General features: G+C 40.0%; 15 protein-coding genes. 8 read left to right on the forward strand and 7 right to left on the reverse strand.

The window, feature by feature from the left end; translation table 11 throughout:
• Positions 1–863: 863 nt before the first annotated feature.
• From AC0L13_RS03075 to AC0L13_RS03085, 3 genes are all read left to right on the forward strand, one after another.
• Entirely contained in the window at positions 864–4,682 is a 3,819-nt protein-coding gene (locus AC0L13_RS03075) for a hemoblobin-interacting domain-containing protein (protein WP_473643845.1), read from the forward strand.
• 88 nt (positions 4,683–4,770) lie between these two features.
• Positions 4,771–5,400, forward strand: coding sequence for a TetR/AcrR family transcriptional regulator (locus AC0L13_RS03080; RefSeq protein WP_473643848.1), 630 nt, complete (start codon positions 4,771–4,773; stop codon positions 5,398–5,400).
• 491 nt (positions 5,401–5,891) lie between these two features.
• The gene (locus AC0L13_RS03085) at positions 5,892–6,398 is read left to right on the forward strand and encodes a DinB family protein (protein WP_473643850.1); all 507 of its coding nucleotides are present in this window, start codon (positions 5,892–5,894) and stop codon (positions 6,396–6,398) included.
• Between the two features lie 42 nt (positions 6,399–6,440).
• Here AC0L13_RS03085 and AC0L13_RS03090 read toward each other — a convergent pair whose 3' ends face one another.
• The 7 genes from AC0L13_RS03090 to AC0L13_RS03120 all read right to left on the reverse strand — a co-directional run bounded on the left by AC0L13_RS03090 (position 6,441) and on the right by AC0L13_RS03120 (position 11,553).
• Positions 6,441–6,665 (reverse strand): hypothetical protein, encoded by a 225-nt coding sequence (locus AC0L13_RS03090; RefSeq protein WP_473643852.1) that lies wholly within the window; start codon positions 6,663–6,665, stop codon positions 6,441–6,443.
• A gap of 213 nt (positions 6,666–6,878) precedes the next feature.
• Positions 6,879–7,955 (reverse strand): alpha/beta fold hydrolase, encoded by a 1,077-nt coding sequence (locus AC0L13_RS03095; protein ID WP_473643854.1) that lies wholly within the window; start codon positions 7,953–7,955, stop codon positions 6,879–6,881.
• Between the two features lie 13 nt (positions 7,956–7,968).
• Positions 7,969–8,577 carry a TetR/AcrR family transcriptional regulator gene (locus AC0L13_RS03100; protein ID WP_473643856.1) on the reverse strand — a complete coding sequence of 203 codons (609 nt, stop codon included), beginning with the start codon at positions 8,575–8,577 and terminating at the stop codon, positions 7,969–7,971.
• 342 nt (positions 8,578–8,919) lie between these two features.
• Entirely contained in the window at positions 8,920–9,303 is a 384-nt protein-coding gene (locus AC0L13_RS03105; RefSeq protein ID WP_473643858.1) for a VOC family protein, read from the reverse strand.
• 80 nt (positions 9,304–9,383) lie between these two features.
• Positions 9,384–9,878 (reverse strand): GNAT family N-acetyltransferase, encoded by a 495-nt coding sequence (locus AC0L13_RS03110; protein WP_473643860.1) that lies wholly within the window; start codon positions 9,876–9,878, stop codon positions 9,384–9,386.
• Between the two features lie 63 nt (positions 9,879–9,941).
• The gene (locus AC0L13_RS03115; protein ID WP_473643862.1) at positions 9,942–10,412 is read right to left on the reverse strand and encodes a DinB family protein; all 471 of its coding nucleotides are present in this window, start codon (positions 10,410–10,412) and stop codon (positions 9,942–9,944) included.
• 181 nt (positions 10,413–10,593) lie between these two features.
• Entirely contained in the window at positions 10,594–11,553 is a 960-nt protein-coding gene (locus AC0L13_RS03120; RefSeq protein WP_473643864.1) for a threonine ammonia-lyase, read from the reverse strand.
• A gap of 866 nt (positions 11,554–12,419) precedes the next feature.
• On the opposite strand from AC0L13_RS03120, the gene AC0L13_RS03125 reads away from it, so the two are divergent.
• From AC0L13_RS03125 to AC0L13_RS03145, 5 genes are all read left to right on the forward strand, one after another.
• The gene (locus AC0L13_RS03125) at positions 12,420–13,607 is read left to right on the forward strand and encodes a M20 family metallopeptidase (RefSeq protein WP_473646828.1); all 1,188 of its coding nucleotides are present in this window, start codon (positions 12,420–12,422) and stop codon (positions 13,605–13,607) included.
• Positions 13,608–13,621: 14 nt separating this feature from the next.
• On the forward strand, positions 13,622–15,175 hold the full coding sequence (locus AC0L13_RS03130) for an ABC transporter substrate-binding protein (protein ID WP_473643865.1): 1,554 nt from the start codon (positions 13,622–13,624) through the stop codon (positions 15,173–15,175).
• 70 nt (positions 15,176–15,245) lie between these two features.
• Complete coding sequence (locus tag AC0L13_RS03135) at positions 15,246–16,163, forward strand: ABC transporter permease (RefSeq protein WP_060203994.1); 918 nt, start codon at positions 15,246–15,248, stop codon at positions 16,161–16,163.
• 16 nt (positions 16,164–16,179) lie between these two features.
• Positions 16,180–17,115: an ABC transporter permease gene (locus AC0L13_RS03140; protein WP_060203996.1), complete on the forward strand. Its 936-nt coding sequence runs from the start codon at positions 16,180–16,182 to the stop codon at positions 17,113–17,115.
• A gap of 17 nt (positions 17,116–17,132) precedes the next feature.
• Positions 17,133–18,113, forward strand: coding sequence for an ABC transporter ATP-binding protein (locus AC0L13_RS03145; protein WP_060203998.1), 981 nt, complete (start codon positions 17,133–17,135; stop codon positions 18,111–18,113).
• Position 18,114: the final 1 nt, after the last annotated feature.

An 18,114-nucleotide genomic window follows, 5' to 3' on the forward strand; every position in this document is an offset into this window, starting at 1 on the left:
TAAAAGGTAAAACGGTTGCGATCATCTAAAGAGCTTTTCAATGATTTTGTTGAAATGGATAACACTGCGAAACATATTTAATTAAAACAATAGGATGGAAAGTTAGTATTTGCTTAATTTGATGCGGGAAGTCGAGTTATTAACGAAAAACGAATTAGATACCTGGCTAGACCGGTATTTTTTCAATAAAATGCAACTGAATAATGATAGAGGGAAGGGGCTGTCCAGAAAGTCAGTTTAAACTGATTCTCTGTGGCAGCTTTTTTCTATAATTGCCCGTGCGCCGTCAAAATTAGTTCTGACTGTTTTGCAATGTAAGGTGTTTTTATTTTTCTCATTTTCTTAGGTCAGTGCAGTCTCTCTTTACGGAACTCAATTTGTACTTTCCTGATAGAAAATGGTCATACATCATATTACTATTTCAATCCATACTCCCATCCACATTCATCCATCTTCCTCACAAAAACCTCCAACATTTGCGAGCACAACTTCGTCGAGTTTCTTACCTTTTTCCAGTGTTGCGATGCTTGGATCGCCGGATGCACCAGTCGGGGTACTTCCTCGAACCGCCATTTTATTTTTACATGTTCGTACAAGTGTGAGATTACCCCTTCGGCATGCTCCATCTGAATTAATTCTTCAAAGAGGACTAAGCCCGTTCCACTTATTGCGCAATCCAAATTATGTACGATAAAGCACTGCCGAATAGTTTGAAACTTGGAAATTTCAATTGACAGCAAATCAGCTATTAAGGATAATACTCGTGAGTAATATTTATATTACTCACGAGTATTATATTGAAAATTAATTTCACAGAGGAAACTACTGCTTTTTTTCTTTGTGACATTTGAGGGGGAAAGAGAGTGAAAGAAAGTAAAAAGTTATTTCTCGCAGCTGTAGCTTATTCACTGGCATTTAGCACGGTTGTCGCTGACCGACCTATTGCAGCATCCAGTAAAGTCACAGGTTTTACTGACATACCACCTAATAGTCAATATGAAGAAGCATTAGCGAGCCTAGTTCAACAACGTATAGTTTACGGTTATTCAGACGGAACTTACCGTCCATCAGAAAATTTGAAGCGCGGACAAGCAGCTGTTCTTTTAGCTAGAGCTCTTCAACTCGATTTGGAAAATGTGGAGGATCCAGGTTTTCAGGATATAAAGAAGAACTCCAACTACTACAAGTCTATTGCCGCACTAGTGAAAGCTGGTTTATTCCAAGGATATCCTGATGGAACATTCAAGCCTGAACAACCGATTACACGAGCGCAACTAGCGAAAATCCTGGTAGTTGCTTATCAACTTCCTGAAGAGGAATTAGATATAAATCCTTTTCAGGATATAAATATAATGAAGTGGTATGCCCCGTATGTTAGAACACTTGTTAAAAATCAAATAACGACAGGGACTACACCAACAACATTTTCACCTAATGACCCAGTGAAACGTGGGCAAATGGCTTTATTTATTTATCGTTCCCAACAAATGGAGCGACAACCGATAGAGAAAGTAATTGAATCTAAAGTATTAGACATCAATGAGGATTCAATACAATTGGATGGCGAAACTTATTCGTTAACAACTGAACAGAGAAAATGGTTAACACCGGAGAATTTCTCGGCACTTAAAAATGCAAAAATGAGAGTTAGGGTTGTAGGGAATACAATCAATAAAATTGAGTCGATTATGCTTCGTGCAGATCAGAATTCAATTAAGGAAAAAAATAAAGTGGACATAGTATTGAATGGCAATGGGGCTGTGATTGATGCAAAGATATTCATAGAAGGAGGCAACTTGTCTCTGAAAAATATTACTTTAACAAATGACTTAAGCATAAACAGTAATGGGGAAAACAAAATTTATATAGATAATGTGAGAATGATGGGGGCAACAATTCTGTCGAAGCCGATAGGAAACTCTGATTTGGCAACGAAATCCGACGCGTTCAATATGGAAATCCTGTTTCATAATTCAGGCATACAATCTATGAAGGTTGACGCAAATGGATTTTCAATTAAATTAACAGGTGATACTTCTATTCAGGAAGTTAAGTTCTCCGCAAATTCTTCCATTGAGGCGGATGAAGGCATAATCATTCCAAAAATGATAATCGACTCCAAGGACTTAATTAATGTAACGATGAATGTAGTTGTACGTTCGCTTTATCTTGGAAATATGAATAGTAGAATTACACTCGAGAACAATGCGAAAGTCGAAAATGTCTATATAGTTTCCGAGAGTGCCGTTAAGCGTCTTTTTCTAAACTATGAGATGAATAAGCATAAAATCCTCATGATTAATGGACGTCTCAATATAGAAAGCTCTTTACCAATAGATAGTATTGTTGATAATGGCGAGGAAGGAAACTATGTACCGCCAGAATCCACTGAGAATACTAGACTACAATTAGCAAAAGCTGCTGTTGCTGCACTATTTTCAGATGGGAATAAAACAGCTTTAAAAGAAGGTGTGGATCAAGCTGCAATCAATGCTGCAAAAGAGAAAGTGGATAAAGTGGATAAAGTGGCCAATGGACCTGAGAAAATATCTTTACTGGCTGATCTCCAAAAAGCACAGGACTTCTTAACAGCGATAGTTGAAGCTGCAAAAAAACTACGATTAGCCACAGAAGCTGTCAATAATTTGTTTGTAGATAGCTCAAAAACAAAGTTGAAAGATAATATAAGTCAATCGGATATTGACGCAGCTTGGGAAAAGGTGAAGCAATTGGCTGAAGGGGCTGACAGAGCTTCCTTAGAGGAAGCTATTGCAATTGCACAGCGTTTACTTGGTCAATTATCTATACCGCCTGCTTTAAATGCAGTAGCATCGGATCCAAAAACCGTCCAAATCAGCTTCATCGAAGACGCTAAGTGGAGAGGGAAAATTACAGGTGTGTATAAAAATGGGGAATCTTCTCCTATTCATCACACTCAGGTAAACACATCTATACCTGGCATTATAATGATCGATCTTACGGGGACTGATTTGAGCCCCGGGCTACATGAATTTATCGTGAAAGCGGAAGGATATGCTGATGCCAAAATAACATTTGAGGTGCCAGCACCGTTAACACCTCCTAAATTAGCCGGAACAGCACCAAATTCAGAAACCGTTCATGTCACATTTACCGATGATGCAGAGTGGAGAGGGAAGATCACGGATGTTTATTTAGAAGGAGATGAATCTCCACTTCATTCTTCAAGGGTGAGAACTATTGAAGGCTTGATCACAATCGACTTAACAGATACTCCGTTGAGTCCAGGCATCCAGAAAATAATTATAAAAGCAGAAGGGTATGCGGATGCCGAAGTAATGATTGAAGTGCCTTTACCAATAGAACCTCCTACTTTATCTGGAATAGTTCCAAATTCAGAAACTGTGAACATCACATTTACCGACAATCCAGAGTGGAGAGGGAAAATCACAGGTGTCTACATGGATGGAATATCTCCAATACATTTATCACGGGTAAAAACAACTGAAGGCATGATCACGATCAACTTAACCGATGCTCCAATGAGTCCCGGTGAACACAAAATCGTCGTTAAAGCGGAAGGATATGCAGATGCTGAAGTAATAATTAAAGTGCCTATGCCAATAGAACCTCCTACTTTATCTGGAATTGCTCCAAATTCAGAAACCGTTAACATCACATTTGCCGATAATCCAGCGTGGAGAGGAAAAATCACAGGCGTTTACAAAGAGGGAAGTACCTCACCTATTCATCCTTCAAGGGTGAACCTAACGACCGAAGGCTTGATCACGATCGACCTATCAGGTGCGTCGTATAGTCCAGGCATTCAGAAAATAATTGTAAAAGCGGATGGGTATGCAGACGCCGAGGTGACCTTCGAAGTACAAGCGCCGTTAGTTACGCCATCTTTAGTAGGAACAGCAACAAATCAGGAAACCGTTAAAATCACATTTACCGACAATCCAGAGTGGAGAAGAAAAATCACAGGCGTTTACAAAGAGGGAAGTACCTCACCTATTCATCCTTCTCGGGTGAACCTAACAACCGAAGGCTTGATCACGATCAACCTATCAGGTGCGCCGTATAGTCCGGGCATTCAGAAAATAATTGTAAAAGCGGAAGGGTATGCGGATGCCATAGTGATATTCGAAGTACCTGCACCATTACAACCACCTGAATTATTTGGAATAGTAGTAAACCAGAAAACCGTAAACATCACTTTTACCGAAAATCCAGAGTGGAGAGGAAAAATTACAGGTGTATACAAAGAGGGAAGTACCTCACCTATTCATCCTTCAAGAGTGAACCTAACGACTGAAGGCATGATTACGATCGACCTTTCAGGTGCTCCATTTAGTCCAGGCATTCAGAGATTAATTGTAAAAGCGGAAGGGTATGCGGATGCCGTAGTGATATTCGAAGTACCTGCACCAATGGAACCGCCTACTTTGTCCGGAATAGCGCCAAATCCGGAAACCGTCCACATTACATTTAATGAGGATGCAACTTGGAGAGACAAATTTATAGGTGTGTATAAAGATGGAAACTCGATTCCAATACACCCCTCAAGGGTTTCGACCATCGAAGGTATGATCATAATTGATTTTAAAGAGGCCACATTGAATCCTGGGGCGCATGAATTTACTGTGAAAGCAGATGGATATGATGATGCATCGGTAGTAATTTTAATTAGTCTCGATTAATAGTACAATATTGTTACCATAGAGTTGTTTACTCAGCTTGCAATCGAGGCAACATCTAGAAAAAGCATAAAGGTTGGAGTTGTTCTAATTGAATAATAGAGGACGGAAAAAAGGCGCGGATGGAGAGAAAAGCAGGGAGCTTTTACTGGAAATTGCTGCAAAACAATTTGCTCTTCATGGTTTCCATGAAACGAAAATCAGTACGATTGTTAAGGAAGCGCATGTCACGCAACCAACGTTCTATCTATACTTCAAAAGCAAAGATGCCATTTTTCAAGAGCTGGTCGATATGTTTAAAGCAAAGTTATATACATTAGTGGAGCAAAGTCGATTATCTTCTGGTATCGAGTCGTCGGAATTACAGAATCGAATTGCCAACGGTATTACCGCGATTTTTCACCTATTCCAAGATAATGAACAAATAGCCCGTATCGGCTTTTTCGGTTCAGAAGAGGCACTTGATATGAAGAAGAAAATGGCAAAACAGATTGAAGAAAATCTTGCAACGGAAGTTGAAAATGGGTACTTCCACGATAATGTAGATTTAAATACGGTTGCCATAGCGATCGTTGGTGTTATTGAGCACCTGACATTAACAAAATTATGGAAGGGCCTCCATTCTCCAGAGGAACTCGCCGAGGAAATGACCAAGCTCTTTTTGTATGGCTTAATTTTGGTACCTGACACCGGTACAATTCAGAATACCTCTAAAATGTGAACTGCGTTCGGAGGGATCTCAGTGTTTTGGGCAGATTGTAACTTGATAGGGATGGTCTTTTTTAATTCGAAGTATCCGTGAATCGACTAGGAACGATCTTGTGCTGATTTGGAAAAATTTTAGGTGACAGATACTATCGTACCAAAGAATCCAAGGAGTCGTCTAATCGATCATCGGTTAGGCGCTTTCTTTTTTTATCGGCTGCCACAACGGAGCTTAAGTTGCTTGCATTGGTTGTCTACAGCGTATTACAAAAATACGAACTGAACTGTTCTGATTGCATCCGATGCGAGTATGTATCGGGAGAGGAATCCAGCCGTCAACTGTGGTCTAACTACATACAATATGGGAGGTCCGGATGTGTAACCTATTTAAGACAACAATCGAAAACGAAGCATTAGCTAGTGTTATTATTCATGAACTTTTCTAAGAGGTAATAATCTCCTTCGTGTTGAAATAAATATAGGAGTCAATATGAAAGGAGAGGTTTCATGACTAAGTTAATAAATGACCATCTATATGAAACGAGAACTAACTTGGTGAAGGAGATTACTTCATTAAATGATGATCAATTTAATCGTAAACCCGATTTGAATAAGTGGAGTATAGCGCAAGTATGTCATCACTTAGTGTTAGTTGAAGAGTCAACAATAAAGGCTATTGCATGGGGACTTAAGGAGATTGAAAGTCATCAAAAAGAACGTAAACAAATACAACTTATATTGGATAGGACGAGAAAGATTAATGCTCCAAAAATCGTTGAACCAGATGATGAGCCCTTTGAAGTTCAACAAATAATTGATTTGCTGAACACTTCAAGAACAAAGTTGATGACTTTTCTTAGTACGATAGAGGATCAATCTGTATTGGCGGAGAAATCAGTGAAGCATCCTGCTTTCGGTGAACTGCCACTAGATCAATGGATTGAAATGATCTATTTGCACGAAAAGCGCCACATCGAACAAATAAAAGAAATAAAATCACTTATTGCTGCATAATGCGAAGAAAGAAAAAGCTCTCTATAAGAGAGGGACTATACTTTAATAAAGAGGTTGTTGGTTCTGACAACGTGGAAACCCATTAATATCTTGAATCATAAAAAAAACATATTGCTTTAAAGCAAATTGAGTTTGGTACAAATATTCAATAACAAGAAGTTTACCATTAGAGGCACCGCACAAAACACCTGACGTCCCTTGACCGTTTGTAAATGAAACACCAACAGGTTGACCAATCAGATATCTGATTTTCAGATGCCATGGCATCGTCTTCACTCCTTCAAAAGCATTATAGTACATCATATTGAAAGAGAAGAAATGGGTGCCTGTATTGTATAGATGATGTGAGCTGAAATTTTGCAGTTCGACCATTAGGTGCTGTAGATCAGACACATAATGTGCAGCTTTTGCACACTGACTTGGTTGAGATATTAGAGTTCCGCTTCATCATAGTGGCGTATGATGGGATGGCATTGTAAATTAATGTTCGATTCGATTAATAATATCAAATAAAGCTTCGTTGAATAGCTCCTTCTGATCAAGCATCGTCACATGTCCAGCATTTGATATGGAGTAAAATTGTTTCATTGGCGCATTGATTTGATCAAAGTATGTTCGAGCGAGAGAATAAGGAGTTTGCCAGTCATCCTCGCCATGAATATAGAATACTGGAACTTGATAGTCTGAAGTTATATTGTTCAGATCATAGGACATAAACAAATATTCCAAAATAGCACGCTGTTTTACTTCTAATACATCACTCTTTAACATGTATTTAATATCTTTTAACGAATAAAAGGGAGAACTTAGTACGCTCATGACTAGTTGAGGTGAGGGTTGCATCGCAAGCTTATACTTACCTTGCAACTTTCGGAGTTTCATAAGCTTCTTGGTCAAGGCATCACTAAATTGGTGCTCGGGATAAGGGCTTAAAGCCTGTAAGGTGCTAATATCTTTCCGGTTTTTTGCTTGTCTGCTGCATTCCAATGCTTTCTCATAGCCAATTCGTTCGTTTTCAAACATATTTACAACTTGCCCAACTCCAATATAGGCTTGAACCATCTGCGGATACTGCAAGGTGAATAGACTGCCTAAGACAGAACCCCATGAATGACCAAGAATAAGGATTCGCTCAATGTTATATTTCTTTTGTAAATAGCTCACAACTTCATAGGTATCCTGTAATGCTTGTTCAATCGTTGTTGTAGGCGTGACTTTTTGGGGATCATTCGCAAAGAAGGTTTTACCGCTGTTCCGCTGTTCCCAGTGAACAACGGTTACCTTATCTTCCCAAGGAAACTGAAAGTCTTGGGCAAATGGAAGCATCGGACTGCCAGGACCACCATGCAGGAATAAGAGGACGGGATGATCTTTATTTTCACCACGATGATATAAAAACTGCTTGATTCCACCAATCGTCACATACTCGCCCTCATCTATTCCGTTTGGTGTTTTGATATGACAGGCTGCTGCACTCTTCTTTGTGTAGAGAAACCAATAAATCGCCAGACTGACGCAGGCAATTGCCGCTATGAAAATAATCAAAGGTTGATTCATGTGAATGCCTCCTCTAGTTATTTTTGGTTGAATTCTGCTTGGACTTGCTTAGATATTCCGCAATTGCTTCTACAAGAATGCTTAATGCTTGTTCCCTTCCTTGTTCACCGTATTGGTTCTGATTAGAAGCGATAAAATGCAAGCCATCCATTAAATTCGCAAGTACGCTATAATCACATTGGGCATCCTCTATTCCCAAGCAATTCAATGTACGCTGAAAATTTGTTTTGGATTTATCCTGTTCCATTCTGTTAATAGGATCTGGAAGCTTGCGCAGCAAATATTCCAGATCCGATGGCTGAACATAGAGTGCAAGACTATCTGGTGCTAAGTAAATTTCATGAAGTGCGTTTTTAATCTTGTCCTTAAAATTCCCGGATCTAGCATCGATTTCAAGAATTCGGTCAAATAAAGCTTGTTCATTTTGTTTCATAGCGTGGTAGAGAAATTCCTCCTTGGAAGGATAATAGGAATAGAAAGAACCTTTGGCTATTTGAACAGCCGCTGCAATATCGTCAACCGTAACTCGTTTCATACCTTTCTTACGAATGAGCTCTATTCCTTTGATATACATTGCATTTTTGATATGCTCCTTCTCCTGCTCACTTATGATCTTTGGCATACGCTCTACTCCTTTAATGACTATTTATAACAGATTGAGTCAATATAAATATAATAAGGCTGGACTCTGGTAGGAGTCAATGGTATTAGCATAAAAATAAATGGGTTGAAATTCAGAAAAATATTATCCGGATTTATTATGTAGAACATAATCGGCACTTAAAGGAGATTAATTTCTTTGTTAAGGATGAGGAGGACGAAACGAAGGTAGCGGGCGTCTGTATTGTATAAATGGTGTGAGCTAAAAACTTTGTAGTTCGACCATTTGTTGCTGCAGATCAGACAAAATAATGTGCAATAAGAAAAGGGCAAAGGTAGAAGAGTCTACCTTTGCTCAAATCATTTAGCAATTACAAATCATTAATACGTTTCCATCTAAATCTTGAAAGTTAAAGTAGGCAAATTCATCGATACGCTCTATTTCTTTAACAATTGTAATTCCATTGTCCTTTATAAATTTGTATGCTTCATCAATATCCTTGACAAAAAAATTAAATAAAACATGATCTGAAGGATTCAATTTAAAGCTTGGATCGAAAGTGTGGTCGTCTAATGTAAGTCCAGTTTCGGTAGTAACAGGGATGTTATAAACAGGTGAATTAACTTCGTTTTCATCAAATGATACTCCAAGCAAGTTACTGTACCACTCTACAGACTTTTTAAGATTACTAACATGGATAAAAACATTATTTACCTTACAAGAGATTGGTGAAACCATTGTATTCATAATATCCCATCCTTTAATTTAGTATAAGTTGCATATTCAACATAGCTTAAGAAAATCCTTTAAAATTGCAGATATCATTATTAAACTTTCAAATGCAAAATATGTTGAGGGCCATTGGGGCCTTCATAAAATTCGTTCTCGTCTACAAATCCTGTTTTTAAATAAAGATTATACGCAGGCGTGTTTCTCTGATTGACGCCGAGGACAATTTCATCAGTTCCGGAAAGATTGTTTCTAACAAACTCAGGTAATAGCTGCAGCCCGATCTTGGCTAATCCCTTTCCTTGATTTCTAGAATTGATTGAGAAAGATGTCAGCAAACGAGCATTTGGATTAGTACTATACTTTAAAAGCTTTTCGCCATCTTCTAAAGCAAAATAACCTACAGGAACGCCGTTTTCGAGAATTAAGAGATGTTTAGCAGTCCTAGAAACAATGGGATTATTAATTTTCTCTAAAGGCAAACTTGTAAACTGGAGTTGTTCTTCTGGTAGATGGAAGTTCAATAAATGTTCATCGTATGTATCGGTGTACTCAACAAGTACAACTGAGGCTTTTAAGTCATTAGACAGCATTATATGATCCTCCGATTCAAATAGTATTTTAAGTGGTACGACCAAAATAAAAAGTTAGATAAATTAATCCCAAACACGTACTCTTGGAACCTCTGCCATTCTTAAATAATCCAGCAATTGACCGGTATGGACCGATTCATGATAGGCGACTCTTAGCAACATGTCACCCAAACCTCTTATGTAACCTGATTCAGAACGATCGATATTAATAGTAGTTAAATCCTCTACTGAGAATGATTTAATCGTTTGTAAGAACTGATTTCTAAATGGTTCTGCAAACCTCAATTCCGCATCTACGGTAGAAAAAGGTTGTTTTTCGAATGGAGATTCAAATACCGCTAAACTACCTCGATTTTGGATGGCTAGATGGTAATAATGTTCACTTTCTAGCACATGCCTAATCATCTCTATACAAGTCATTGCCTCATCATCGGGCTTCCAGTTTAGTATTTCTTGGGGAATAGATGTCCATACTTTAATACTTCTTCTTCGTACTTCGTTAAAGTTTAAAAGAATTAAATCGATTGAGTTCATCATTTATTCTCCTTTAATAGGTATGTATTAAGTGTACACGAATGAACGTTCGCATGGAAGGGTAGATTTTAGTTAAACGTCACAGTTCACTGTGGAGCAAGCCGGATGTCCTTCTTTTTTTGATATATATAAGAAAAGAACGTCCGCACTGGACGTTCTTTTACAGGTATAATGTTTTACATCATTCCGTAACATTTACAATCAATTGATTAACCTTATCTAGATCTACGTTACCACCGGAGATGACGGTTACGATGTTTTTACCTTGGAAGTTAAGCTTATTGAACATAGCTGCTGCGATCGTTGTGGCACTTGATGGTTCGATCAGCTGTTTCGTACGTTCCATAACAAAACTGAAGGCCTGACGAATTTCATCTTCGCTTACAAGGACGAGGTCGTCTAAATATTTCATAAGTACAGGGAAAGTGAGGTCGCCTGGCTGACTGGATCTTAATCCATCCGCAATTGTAGTAGTAGCATCAATCGCAGTGATTTTCTTGTTTTGCAGTGATAGGTATGTATCATTGGCAAGCTCGGGCTCAACACCAATCACCTTTATTCTCGGATTCGTTTCTTTAATTGTAGTGAGGATTCCGGAAATTAGCCCTCCGCCACCGATAGGGACAATAATTGCATCGACATTTTTCACTTGGTTCAAAATTTCTAACCCAACCGTCCCTTGCCCGGCCATAATAAATGGGTCGTCATAAGGGGGAATGAATACGCCGTTTTCTTGATCGGCAATCTCCTGTGCTCTTGGTAAACGCTCTGCGGAAGTTGTCCCGCATAATTCGACTTTGCCATTGTAAGCCTGGATTGCGTTCACCTTACACTTGCTAACATTTTCAGGAACGACAATTGTAGCCGGAATCCCATATCTATTGGCGACGTAGGCAACGGCTTGACCGTGGTTGCCCGAAGATGCTGCTGTCACATACCTCGCACCATTTTCAATCGCATGAATGACTTTATTGCTAGCTCCTCGTATTTTAAAGGAGCCTGTTTTTTGTAAGTGCTCCGATTTTAAGAATAACTGATTACCACATAGTGTAGAGAGTTGCTCTGATTGTAGGATCGGTGTTATATGTGCGATATTGCTAATGCGTTCCCTTGCAGCCTTAACATCATTTAAAGAAATCATGATTCATCCATCCCTTCTATTTAACAGTTCTGTTTCTGAATGTAAAGTAAGCAAAGCCCCCTATGCATGCTTTCCCCAAAATCTACTATTCCCATCTCTATCTTTTCTGTCTAACGTGCCAGCAACGGGCGCATTTGTTGGAATAGTAGTCTATCGCTAATATCTGGATAGTCTTACATATCTATTTCCCCACAATTTCGAGAAAAGTCTCCCTTTCCGTGTGTGGTTGTAAAAAGAGGTTTGTTGATAGAATAATCTAACTCTTATTATACAACTTTTATGTAGATTTCCCTATAGGATTAAGAATTATTTAACCGGGGAATTTCGACTGCTTATTTCTGGCTGAAACGACATCGAAAATGTATGCTTATTTTCTTGATGAACGCTCATAAAATCCGTATCTGTGTACATACTTACTTGTTTCGCGCTCGCTTATAAATTGCAGCTACGCAATCCGTAGAACACACACCGATACTACAGACAATAATAGAGGGAAGTGTCTCCTTCCAGCCCAGCTATTTTTGGAGTGCAATAAAGCTGTTTCTTATGTTATTCTAGTTCATGTGTTAGATCCTTTTAATTAGGCTTTGGAGAAAACTTCCGAACCTGGTTACAAGGCTTTTTTTATGCAACGCAAGTTCTAAATCTTCTCAACTCACCAAAATCTCCTTTCTCATTTAGCCATTTACGTGCTGACCTTATACATAATGAATGTAGTAAAATCAGCTGGTATAAAATTTTTTTATCGTCTGTTTAAATTTTTTCAATTTCCTTTTTCTAAAAATCTCTTGTACGATTTGTTTACAGAGTATTCGCTCCTCATGTGAAAGCGATTACAACAAAGAAGGGCAGGAGAGCGATTAGTGATGAATAAGGAAGCTTTGTTTCATAAGGTTGAGGAAATGTCACAAGAGTTATTGGAGTTAGGTGAATTTTTGCATGCGAATCCTGAATTGGGTAATGAAGAGTTTCAGGCAGTGGATCGCATTACAGGGATTTTAGAGCGTGATGGCTTTTTGGTTGAGAAAGGTTTGGCTGGCTTGGATACGGCTTTCCGTGCTACATACAAGGTTGGATCTGGAGGACCTGTGTTAGGCCTGTTATGCGAATATGATGCGCTAAAGGATTTGGGTCATGGCTGCGGTCATAACTTACAGTCTCCATCTGTACTAGGGGCAGCAATAGCTTTGTCCCAATTAGAAGATCTGCCACCTTGTACAATTGAAGTGTTAGGAACACCTGCTGAAGAAACAACAAGTGGAAAGATCCCTATGGCTCAGCAAGGATACTTTGATCACTTGGATATTGCGTTGATGATGCATGGGGGAGATCGGACTACTGTGGATGGACGCTCCCTAGCCGTTGATAATTTTGAATTTGTATTTGAAGGCAAGGCTTCCCATGCTGCTGTAGCTCCTGAAAAAGGGATCAGTGCTTTGGATGGCGTTCTAATGACTTTTAATGGGATGGAGTATTTGCGGGAGCATGTACGTTCAGACGTTCGAATCCATGGCATCATTACAGACGGCGGAGTAGCGGCGAATATCGTGCCAGAGAGGGCTGCTGCAAGGTTCTCAATTCGCGCTATCAATCGTCCATACTTGGATACAGTAGTGGAACGAGCATTGAATGTTGCCAGGGGTGCTGCACTAGCTACGGGAACGAAGGTTCATATCCATCCGAAGAAATCGTTGGAGAGTAAGTTGAACGTTCAAGCGTTGAATGATGTACTTTTAGAGAATGCCAAATTGGTGGGAGCGAAAAATATTACACCGCCTCGCGAGCAAACAGGGTCCACGGATTTTAGTATCGTTACACATAGGGTTCCAGGTGCTTGCATCCGCGTTGCGTTTGTTCCGCAAGGCACGCCGAATCATACAAAAGAATGGGTAGCGGCTTCTAATAGCAAAGATGGGAACGAAGCGATCATTACAGCGGCCAAGACAATGGGAGCCACTTGCGTAGACGTACTTTCGTCTCCGGAGTTGCTGAACGCTATTAAGGCACAATTTATTGCAGAAAAAGAGATACAAGAAAACTTGGTTTTACAATAAGAGGGGGAAGAATTATGGCCAAGAAGATTTTATATTTGATGATGGCGGCTTTAATGGTAGTGCTATCTGCGTGTACGACGACGAGCAAGCCTTCCAATCAAAGTAATGATTCAGCATTAGGCGGTAAAGATACGAGTACATTAACGATTTCATTAGGACCAGATATGCTGACTTGGGATATTCATAACCATACGACAACCGCTACAGAGGCTATTCACGTTAACGTATTTGACTATCTGTTAATGAGAGACACGGAAGGGGAAATCCAACCGCATCTTGCAAAAGAATGGGAGCAGGTGGATGACACGACGTTTGAATTCAAATTGAAGGAAGGCGTCAAATTCCATAACGGTGATGATCTGACAGCAGAAGATGTTAAATTCACGTTAGAGCGCGTTGCAAACGACGAGACATTAAAAAGCCATGGTGATTTCGATACGATTAAAGAAGTAAAAGTGCTTGATCCGCTAACTTTTCAAATCATTACGCACGAGCCGGATCCGATGCTGATCAGCCGTATTTCCAGACAAGCGTCAGGTATCCTTCCAAAAAATTACATTGAAGAAAAAGGGATGGATGAATTTCTGAGGGCTCCGGTTGGATCAGGCCCATATAAATTCAAAGAATGGAAAAAGGACAACCAAATCACTTTAGTGAAAAACGATGACTATTTTGGGAAGAAAGGCGAATGGGATGAAGTTGTATTTAGAGCTATCCCGGAGGATTCGACACGTGTAGCTGAACTATTGACAGATAGTGTCAATATTATTGCCAATGTTCCGCCAAGTGATTGGAAACGGATCAATGACTCTGAAAATAGTCAAATAGCTAACGGACCGTCCAACCGTACGTATATGCTTTTCCTTCGTACACAAGAAGGCTGGCCGACGTCAGACGTGAAGGTGCGTCAAGCGATCGACTATGCAATTGACGACAAAGCGTTAGTCGAAAGTTTATTAGACGGCGGAGGAACACCGACTTTGACGAGGGTGAATCCTGGTAATATCGGCTTTGAAGAAAGCTTGTATGATAAATACAATTATGATGTTGATAAAGCGAAAAAATTGTTGGAAGAAGCGGGATATAAGGATGGCTTGACAATTGAGTTGGCTGGTCCAACAGGTAGATATATTAAAGACCGTGAAGTCATGCAATTGATCGCAGGAATGCTTGAAGAAGCAGGCATCCATACAGAAATGAATTTGTTGCAATGGAGCAGCTTTACGGAGCTAAGAGATCAGGAGAAATTCAAAGAGGGTTACTTGATAGCACTTGGATCTTCCTTCTTTGATGCTGGCCAGGCATTAGATTACTACGGTACTGAACGTTCTTCCTCCATTAACGGATATAGCAATAAGGAAATTGATGAGTTGTTGCAGGAGGCCAATACATCATTAGATCCAGCGGTGAGAACGGCAAAGTACCAGGAAGTGCAGAAGATTGCCAGTGTTGAAATGCCAATCATTCCATTATTCCAGATTGACCAGTTCTTCGGTGTAACCGATGGAATTGAATACGCTCCCCGGTTAGATGAGTTAATCTATATTCCGGATGTTCATAAAAAATAAGGGATGAGGGGAAACGGCAGTAGACTGCTTTTGTAGCAGACTCTGCCGCCTTCTACAAGGGAGGATTACTATGTGGAGATACTTTATTAGTCGGTTTTTGCAGATTCCAATTGTACTTCTTATCATTTCCCTTATGATCTTCGTTCTCGTTTATGTAGCCGGAGATCCAGTGGCCATGATGCTGCCTGCAGAAGCGACACAGCAAGAGATCCAGAATTTACGGATTGCTTTAGGGTTTGACCAACCATTTTACATACAATTTTGGAACTACATCGTCGACTTGGTACAAGGTGATTTTGGAGAGTCCTATAAATATGGAGTTTCCGCTTTAGGTTTGGTATTGGAAAGACTGCCGGCTACATTGGAATTGGCTACGGCTTCTATGATTATGGCAATCATTATTGCGGTGCCACTTGGAATTATTTCAGCTATTAGACCGAATGGCATTATTGATTTGTTCGCGACAGGTTTATCTGCACTTGGAAAAGCGATCCCGAACTTCTGGCTCGGTATAATGCTGATTTTAGTTTTTGCGGTTAACTTAAAGCTGATGCCAGTTTCCGGAACGGGAAGCTGGAAACATCTTATTTTGCCTGCGATTACATTGGGGACTGCTGTTTCAGCTGAGATTACTAGACTTGTTCGGTCCAATATGTTGGAAATACTTCAGCAAGATTATATTCGGACGGCAAGAAGCAAAGGGCAGAAGAAAAGTATCATTATTTTCCGTCATGCATTCCGAAATTCTCTGGTGCCTGTAATAACAATTACAATCTTACAAATGGCGAGTTTAGTAGGCGGTTCCTTGATCACGGAAATGATTTTCTCTTGGCCGGGTCTTGGACAATTGATCATACAGGCAGTCTACGATAAGGATTTGCCAATTATACAAGCGGCTGTATTTGTAACCGCCGTCATGATTCTGTTGATGAATCTAGCGACGGATGTCCTCTATCGTTTCTTAGATCCGCGAATCAAATATAGCTAAGAAAGGATTTGACTATATGAAATCAAGCAGCCATGCTGAGGTAGCTGCACTTCCTGTAGATAAGAATGATAGAAGTATAAAAACGAAAAATAAATTCAAAATTTTTCTTACAAAGCTCTCAAGAAGCAAGACAGGTTCCGTTGGCTTAGTAATTGTTTTAGCGTTATGTGTAATGGCTGTATTTGCGCCCTGGATCGCACCCTACAATCCAGGGAAAATAGATACAACAAATATGTTAGTGCCTCCATTTTGGTCGGATGGAGGGAGCGTGGCCCATATTTTAGGGACCGATAATCTGGGGCGGGATATATTAAGCCGTATTATTTACGGGTCACGTATATCATTAATTGTCGGAATACTGTCTGTGCTGGTTGCCGGGGCAATTGGCGTTGTTTTTGGTTTGATTTCAGGGTATTACGGTGGATTGGTTGATAATATGATCATGCGTCTTGTCGATGCGTTTTTATCCGTCCCGACGATTCTCTTCTGTATCGTGTTTCTGACAGTTCTTGACCCAGGAATCCCGACATTAATTATTGTTATCGGTGTGACAAGCTGGGTGCTATATGCGAGGATGATCCGAGGCGAAACACTAAGTCTGAGGGAACGGGAGTATGTGAAGGCAGCAAGAACAATGGGCGTGTCCGATTTCCAAATTATGAAACGTCACATCCTTCCCAATGTCACCTCTTCGATTATTGTTATTTCCACCTTAAGTGTGGCAAGCACGATCATTACCGAATCATCCCTAAGCTTTTTAGGTTTAGGAATCCAGCCGCCTATTGTTTCGTGGGGAATCATGTTAAGCGAAGGTAAGGAATACGTGGCTACTAGCTGGTGGTTGGCTACGTTTCCTGGGGTTGCCATTACAGTTACCGTTTTAGGAATCATTTTCTTCGGAGAATGGTTGCGCGATTTGCTTGATCCGCGTTCTCAAGGAACCAATTCGTAACGAGAGGAGGCTTCTGTATGTCGACATTATTAGAAGTAAATGATTTGAAAACCTATTTTTATACGACTAGCGGAATTGTTCCGTCCGTTGATGGAGTCTCATTCTCCCTGGAATCAGGGCAAACGACAGCATTAGTTGGAGAATCCGGCTGCGGAAAAAGTGTTACATCATTTTCTATTATGCAACTGGTAAACGCTCCAGGGAAAATTGTCGGTGGAGAAATCCTTTTTAAAGGCAAGGACTTGACAGAGTTAAGTGATCGGGAGATGCGAAAAATTAGAGGCAATGAGATATCCATGATTTTTCAGGAGCCACTTACATCTTTAAACCCCATATTGAAAATCGGGGACCAATTAGACGAAATCCTTTTGTTGCATCAAACTCTATCAAAAAAAGAAGCGAAAAATAAGAGCGTTGAAATGCTTAAAAAAGTAGGGATTCCACGCGCTGAGCACGTGTATGACATGCATCCGCATGAACTGAGTGGCGGAATGAGACAGCGGGTTATGATTGCTATGGCATTGTCGTGCAATCCGAGTTTACTGATTGCAGATGAACCAACTACGGCGTTGGACGTTACAATACAAGCTCAAATTTTAAGGTTGATGAAGAATCTGAAAAAAGAATTCGAGACTTCCATTTTATTAATAACCCATGACTTGGGAGTTGTTGCAGAGCTGGCAGATAAGGTCATCGTGATGTATGCAGGACAAGTTGTGGAAGAAGCGGATGTCATGTCTTTATACGCTGAACCGAAGCATCCATATACACAGGGATTAATTCAAAGCACCCCTAAAATTGACTCGGAAGTGGATACGTTAAATTCCATTCAAGGAAACGTCCCGACCCCAAGCAATAAACCGTCCGGCTGCTACTTTCATCCGAGATGTCCATTCGCGATGGACATATGCAAAAGCCAAATGCCGGAGTTAAAGACGAATGAACAGAATGGCAATAAAGTAAGGTGTTGGCTACATGAAAGCCATCAGGAAGGGTGAG

This window comes from Sporosarcina sp. QA0331, from assembly GCF_055808055.1.

Coding starts and splice junctions, on each gene's coding strand:
- AC0L13_RS03085 (WP_473643850.1), top strand. CDS start 5,892: ATGACTAAGTTAATAAATGACCATCTATATGAAACGAGAACTAACTTG.
- AC0L13_RS03090 (WP_473643852.1), bottom strand. CDS start 6,665: ATGCCATGGCATCTGAAAATCAGATATCTGATTGGTCAACCTGTTGGT.
- AC0L13_RS03095 (WP_473643854.1), bottom strand. CDS start 7,955: ATGAATCAACCTTTGATTATTTTCATAGCGGCAATTGCCTGCGTCAGT.
- AC0L13_RS03100 (WP_473643856.1), bottom strand. CDS start 8,577: ATGCCAAAGATCATAAGTGAGCAGGAGAAGGAGCATATCAAAAATGCA.
- AC0L13_RS03105 (WP_473643858.1), bottom strand. CDS start 9,303: ATGAATACAATGGTTTCACCAATCTCTTGTAAGGTAAATAATGTTTTT.
- AC0L13_RS03110 (WP_473643860.1), bottom strand. CDS start 9,878: ATGCTGTCTAATGACTTAAAAGCCTCAGTTGTACTTGTTGAGTACACC.
- AC0L13_RS03115 (WP_473643862.1), bottom strand. CDS start 10,412: ATGAACTCAATCGATTTAATTCTTTTAAACTTTAACGAAGTACGAAGA.
- AC0L13_RS03120 (WP_473643864.1), bottom strand. CDS start 11,553: ATGATTTCTTTAAATGATGTTAAGGCTGCAAGGGAACGCATTAGCAAT.
- AC0L13_RS03125 (WP_473646828.1), top strand. CDS start 12,420: ATGAATAAGGAAGCTTTGTTTCATAAGGTTGAGGAAATGTCACAAGAG.
- AC0L13_RS03130 (WP_473643865.1), top strand. CDS start 13,622: ATGGCCAAGAAGATTTTATATTTGATGATGGCGGCTTTAATGGTAGTG.
- AC0L13_RS03135 (WP_060203994.1), top strand. CDS start 15,246: ATGTGGAGATACTTTATTAGTCGGTTTTTGCAGATTCCAATTGTACTT.
- AC0L13_RS03140 (WP_060203996.1), top strand. CDS start 16,180: ATGAAATCAAGCAGCCATGCTGAGGTAGCTGCACTTCCTGTAGATAAG.
- AC0L13_RS03145 (WP_060203998.1), top strand. CDS start 17,133: ATGTCGACATTATTAGAAGTAAATGATTTGAAAACCTATTTTTATACG.